We start from the raw sequence: 5616 nt of genomic DNA, 5'->3' as shown, positions 1-5616 counted from the left end.
CTGGTCACCGGCCTGGACCTGGTGGCCTGGCAGATCAAGGTCGCCCGGGGTGAACCCCTGCCACTGAGCCAGGAGCAAGTCACGCTCACCGGCCATGCCATGGAAGTGCGCCTGTACGCGGAAGATCCGGCCCAGAACTACATGCCGCAGACCGGCCCGGTACTGTGCTGGCAGCCGGCCAGCGGCGATGGTGTACGCATCGACCACGGACTGGTGGAGGGCTATGAGGTAGGCAGTCACTATGACCCCATGCTGGCCAAGATCATTGCCGTGGGCGACAGCCGCGAAGACGCCCGGCGGCGCCTGATCCGCGCTGTGGAAGACACCGTGCTGATGGGGGTCCGTGACAACCGGGCCTTCCTGGCCGCCATCCTGCGCCATCCGGTATTTGCCGGGGGCGAAGCCACCACGGCCTTTATCGGTCAGGACTTTGCCGACGACGCCAGCATGGCCGGCGACACCCCGCCCAGCCAGCTGTGGGCTCTGGCCGCCCTGCTCCGCTGTGAGGTGGAAACACCAACAGCCGAGCTGCGCGGCTGGCACTCCAGCACCTTGGGAGCCCAACCAGTCCAGCTCCGCTGTGGCGAACACGAGCAGACCGTGTACATCCGCTATCAGGATAACCATGCCGAACTGCTCGTCGGCGAGGATAACCACCGTATCGCACCTCTCGGCCCAGGCCTGGCCAGTATCGACGGCATTCGCCAAAGCTACCGGATGTACCAGGATGGCAAGCAAAGTTGGCTGCAATGCCAAGGCCACAGCGTCTGTTTCGAGGATGCTACCCACAGTGCAGCAGGCAGCAGCGACCAGGCCGGCTCCGGCCAGATCCGCGCGCCCATGGACGGGGCTGTGATCGAAGTCTGCGCGAAAGCCGGAGACCCGGTAAAACGGGGCCAGGTGCTGGTGATCATGGAAGCCATGAAGATGGAACACAGCCTCAAGGCCGACTGCGATGGCACCGTGGAATCCGCGGATCTCGCCGTGGGCAGCCAGGTGAAACGCCAACAGTTGCTGGTCAGCATCAAGGCTGAGGACTCAAAGTCATAATTCGTCAATGACATTTTTCAAACGGAGAGGGACACTCCACTGTGATTCAATACTTTGCACCGGGCAGATAGGGCCAAAACGGACCGCCGCAATCTGTCCAGGCACTGCCACCGGGCAGGGCTCTTGCCCTGCCCTGGTGCTACGGTTAAGGTAAGCGCCCGCTTGCCAATACTGGGTTCCCGGCTGAACAGCCTTCGGATAACCGCTTACACGCCATGATCAATATTACTGGCCTGTATCGACTGATCCTGCGGTGTTCTGTGCCTGGACCTTCCAAGAACACAGACTAATGGAGATCCTATGAGCAACGCCGACATCATCACGTTGCCCAAGCTTCTGTCCAAGGTTCCCGAGGTGGTCAGCAATCTGCCAGGCCTGATCAAGGGCTCGCGGATGGCCAAGATCACTGACACGACCAAGCCCCTGGGCCTGGGCGTGGCCCTCGAGCGAGCCACCGGCATGAACCCCAACGGTGCCGCACTGATCTACGAGGACACCGAGCTTACCTACAAGCAGTTCAATGCCTGGGCCAACCGGCTGGCAGATTATCTGGCCTCCATCGGCCTGAAGAAAGGCGACACTATCGCCGTCAACATTGAGAACCGTCCGGAACTGCTCGTCACTGTCGCTGCCTGCGCCAAAATGGGCGTCTGTGCTGCGCTGATCAATACCTCCCAGCGCGGCAAGGTACTGGTCCATTCTTTCAATCTGGTGAAACCCAAGGCAGCCATTATTGGCGAGGAATTGGTAGAAGCCGTGGAAGAGATCCGTGGCGACCTGGATCTGAAAGACAACTTCTTCTTCTTCGCCGACCAGGACACCCTGGAAAACCCGGGTGACGCCCCCGCCGGGTACAAGAATCTGGCCAGCGAAATCAAGGACTGTTCCAGCGAAAACCCGGCCTCCAGCAAGCAGACCTTCCTGCGCGATCCGCTGTTCTATATCTACACCTCCGGCACCACCGGCCTGCCCAAGGCCGTTGTGTTCAACCACGGGCGCTGGGAAAAGGCCTACGGTGGCTTCGGCTATTCTGCGGTGCGTCTGAACAAGGACGACCGCCTTTACACCACCCTGCCTTTCTACCACGCAACTGGCATGGTCATCTGCTGGGCGTCAGTGCTGGCTCCTGCGGGCACCCTGGTACTGGCACGCAAGTTCTCCGCCAGCGGTTTCTGGGAAGATATCCGCCGTCACGGCTGTACCGCGTTCGGTTATGTAGGCGAACTGTGTCGCTACCTGCACGAGCAACCGGAAAAGCCCAACGACCAGGACAACAAGGTTCACACTATTGTTGGCAACGGCCTGCGCCCGAGCATCTGGAAAGAGTTCAAAGACCGTTTCGGTATTGACCGCGTGGTCGAGCTGTATGCCTCCTCAGAGGGCAATGTGGCCTTCACCAATGTGTTCAACTTCGACAACACCGTGGGTTTCTCTCCGGTCAGTTATGCCATCGTCAAATACGACAAGGAACGGGACGAGCCGGTACGCGACAGTAACGGCAATATGATCAAGGTGGGTAAAGGCGAATCCGGCCTGATGCTCGGCGAGATCACCGACAAGACCCCGTTCGACGGCTACACCGATCCGGAAAAGACCGAGAAGTCCATCTTCCGTGACGTCTTCAAAAAGGGCGATGCCTGGTTCAACACCGGCGACATGATGCGTGATATCGGCTTCCGCCACGCGCAATTCGTGGATCGTCTGGGTGACACCTTCCGCTGGAAAGGCGAAAACGTCTCCACCACCGAAGTGGAACAGATTCTGGATGGCTATGACGGCATTCAGGAGTCCGTGGTCTATGGAGTGGAAATCCCCAATACCAATGGCCGGGCTGGCATGGCACAGGTTCGTCTGACCTGCCACCACAGTGAGTTCGACTTCCAGGGGCTGTGTGCCTATCTGAAGCGCGAGCTGCCCCATTACGCCATTCCCGTGTTCCTGCGTATAAACGAGCAGGCCATGGAAACCACAGGCACCTTCAAGCACCAGAAAAACAAGCTGAAAGAGCAGAAGTATGATCTGAGCCAGCAGGACAATGCGGTCTACGTATTGCTCCCCAAGGCCGACTGCTATCAGCAACTGGACAAGTCAACCCAGGAAAGCATCGACAACGGCGAGCACCGTTTCTGATTCTTCCAGGCTTGTCCTGACAAGAAGGGTGCCCTCGGGCACCCTTTTTTTGCTTCATCGCCGAGTAGCGGGAACGAAAGCGACCCGCTCCAGGGCAAGGAACCAGCCGACTTGCCCGGGATCCCCCTGCCTGCTGCCCTTGATGTCCTTACCATCGCCACTGATTGCGCAGGGTGCACTGAGCCTGCACCGATCGGGCGCCTGATGGTGCAGTTCGACTTAGGCTCAGCGGCCTCCTGCATCCAGGAAGTCGCAGGTGCTAGCGGCCATTTGGAAACTCATCCAGGCCTTGAGGAAGCGGAATCACGTGCAAGCACATTATTCTCTTCGCTACGCTGCCCGGGCAGAGTAATTTGCCTGTGGTAGACGTCTCGCAGCACGAGCACCTCCCCATAACCAGCCGCGTTGAACAGCGTCCTCTGTAAACGCACAGCAGCTACTATTCTTCCACACCCCAACAACTATCCCCATGCTCTGTGGACAACTCTGTGCAGGACCTCAGGAAAACACGCTGCATCCCTTTATTGTCAGGCCTTCCGGCTGTTTGCATGTTTTTCCACCAGGACAGGGATTGACACTTTCAGCAACTCGTAACGGGGCATTGCACAACTGTCGGAGGTTACTCACAAAACCTGTGGATAGAATTGTGGAAAAGCTGAGAAGAACCGTCTGCAGGCCCCGGCAAAAGGCTTTCCCCTCTCAATGGTGGATAATTACACAGATAGCAAATCTTATTATTATCAGCAGTTTAGCGATGCTTTTTTGGCCACTACAAGTGACAGCTGGATGACAACTCATTGCGGCAACCCTGGAACAGCCTTGTGTAAAAACGCCATCTGCTTGTCAGAAACAGGCCGTTCAGGCAATCGATCCTTACCACACATCGACTTAGCCACATCCACAATATTCTTTTCCACAGAAGCTGTGGATAAACCTGTGCATAGCCGGTACACAACCGCCCTATCTCACCGGTTTTTCACGGCTATTGACGACATGCCTATTTTTTGAACAATCAATAAAGTTATTTAATTTCAATTGGTTACGCTGTTTTTTATGGACTATTAATGGATTTGTCATATTTTATTGCAGAAAAAGCCCATTGACAGAAGCCTGTGAACAAAACTGGGGCACAGGGACGTTACCAAGGGTGACAGAGTGGCACATTCGTTCCGAGTAATCAGGCTCGCACAACACCGGCATCCTGGCGGCGCAAACCTCATTCCCACAATACCGACAGCCACAGCTCTCACGCAGACCCTGTACAGGTCCCGAATAACGCGCTTCGCCATCGCCCGTGCGCTTATTGCGGACATAAAAAAAACGGGTACCAAGGGGGTACCCGTTAAAAGACACCACTAAGGGGTTAGCGGTGTGCGCTACAACACTGTTTGGACGCCTCAGCTCTTCTTGCGGCTGCGGCGTTTTGAAGCCCCGGATTCAGAGGAGGCATCTACATCTTCCTCCGCCTTGCTCAGTGCGCTGGTCAGCTCCTGAACACGTTGCTCCAGCTCTTCGACTTCCCGCTTATTGGGGAGTCCCAGACGGGACAACGCCTTGTTCAGGCGATCATCAAAGGCTTTTTCCATCTTTTCCATGGTTTCGCCGGTATGGTGGCGAACCCGTTCCTTGATCTCTTCCACCCGGGACTCGGTCTTGTCCTTGGTGTGGCGCTCCACTTCACGGCCGGCTTCAACCAGGGCATCAAAAAAACCACTGCCCTCTTCCTCGGCTCTTGCGAACGCGCCCAGTCCGGCAAGCCAGATCTGGTGGGTGTACTTGCGAATATCTCTAGAAGCGCCACTCAGGGCCTTCAACGGGCTAGCATTCCGCCCTTCTTTCTCATTCTCGTTATCGGACATGATCCAAACTCCCGAAGGCAATTCCACGCGCGAATGCAGCGAAAAGCAGCATGCAGCAACCTCAGCACGTGGGGTGAATTATAGGGGGGTAGTAAAGCAGGTTCGCACAGCTTTGTCTGACAATTATTCAATCAAAGATTATGTGATCAATTTCTCATCAGAGCGGGCAATTATTCACCCAGGTCGTCATCATCCGGTCGCCGATTGCCGATCAGCCCCATGCCTCGGGCCAGATCCCGGGCGCTGTTGCGAATCACTTCCCGGGAGCGACCAGTAAGCAAATCCACAATACGCTTTCTCAGGCGTTCTTCCAGCTGGTTGGCGCCCTCTTCAAGACGACGATCCACTTTGCGTTCAATCTTCGGCCCCAGGTAAAAGTGGCCAATGAGCCCCTGCAGGATCAGGGTCAGTAGAGAGGACGCTCCAGCCGCCGCAAACAGCAGCCACCCCAGGGTGGCAATATCTATCTGCAGCGTTTCCATCAGGCCGCTCCGAACATGAACAGTAGCTGTCCGACCCCGGCCATAGCACCGAGGAAGCCGCCCACCACGATCAGAATCCACTCATCTTCCTGGAA

4 protein-coding genes are annotated in these 5616 nt (G+C 56.7%); 2 read left to right on the top strand and 2 right to left on the bottom strand.

Translation table 11 applies throughout. The features are described from left to right. Together HUJ17_RS01630 and HUJ17_RS01625 are read left to right on the top strand one after the other, a co-directional pair. Positions 1 to 1050, top strand: a 1050-nt coding sequence (locus tag HUJ17_RS01630) for a biotin/lipoyl-containing protein (protein ID WP_290509066.1), incomplete at its 5' end; no start/stop codon positions are given. A gap of 300 nt (positions 1051 to 1350) precedes the next feature. Beyond that, positions 1351 to 3180, top strand: a complete 1830-nt coding sequence (locus tag HUJ17_RS01625; protein ID WP_290509065.1) for a long-chain-acyl-CoA synthetase — start codon at positions 1351 to 1353, stop codon at positions 3178 to 3180. Between the two features lie 1397 nt (positions 3181 to 4577). Here HUJ17_RS01625 and HUJ17_RS01620 read toward each other — a convergent pair. Both HUJ17_RS01620 and HUJ17_RS01615 read right to left on the bottom strand, forming a co-directional pair. After that, positions 4578 to 5039: a phasin family protein gene (locus tag HUJ17_RS01620; RefSeq protein WP_290509064.1), complete on the bottom strand. Its 462-nt coding sequence runs from the start codon at positions 5037 to 5039 to the stop codon at positions 4578 to 4580. A 170-nt stretch (positions 5040 to 5209) separates the two neighbouring features. Further along, positions 5210 to 5521, bottom strand: coding sequence for a hypothetical protein (locus HUJ17_RS01615; RefSeq protein WP_290509063.1), 312 nt, complete (start codon positions 5519 to 5521; stop codon positions 5210 to 5212). Positions 5522 to 5616 lie beyond the last annotated feature (95 nt).

Origin of the sequence: Alcanivorax sp. (assembly GCF_014762765.1) — a bacterium.
In the GTDB taxonomy this organism is placed as follows: Bacteria; Pseudomonadota; Gammaproteobacteria; order Pseudomonadales; family Alcanivoracaceae; genus Alcanivorax.
Note: the sequence above shows the minus strand (reverse complement) of the source record. Positions and strands in the feature narration are given on the sequence as shown.

Excerpts from the sequence above, each read along its gene's own strand:
- HUJ17_RS01625 (WP_290509065.1), top strand. The coding sequence starts at position 1,351 with ATGAGCAACGCCGACATCATCACGTTGCCCAAGCTTCTGTCCAAGGTT.
- HUJ17_RS01620 (WP_290509064.1), bottom strand. The coding sequence starts at position 5,039 with ATGTCCGATAACGAGAATGAGAAAGAAGGGCGGAATGCTAGCCCGTTG.
- HUJ17_RS01615 (WP_290509063.1), bottom strand. The coding sequence starts at position 5,521 with ATGGAAACGCTGCAGATAGATATTGCCACCCTGGGGTGGCTGCTGTTT.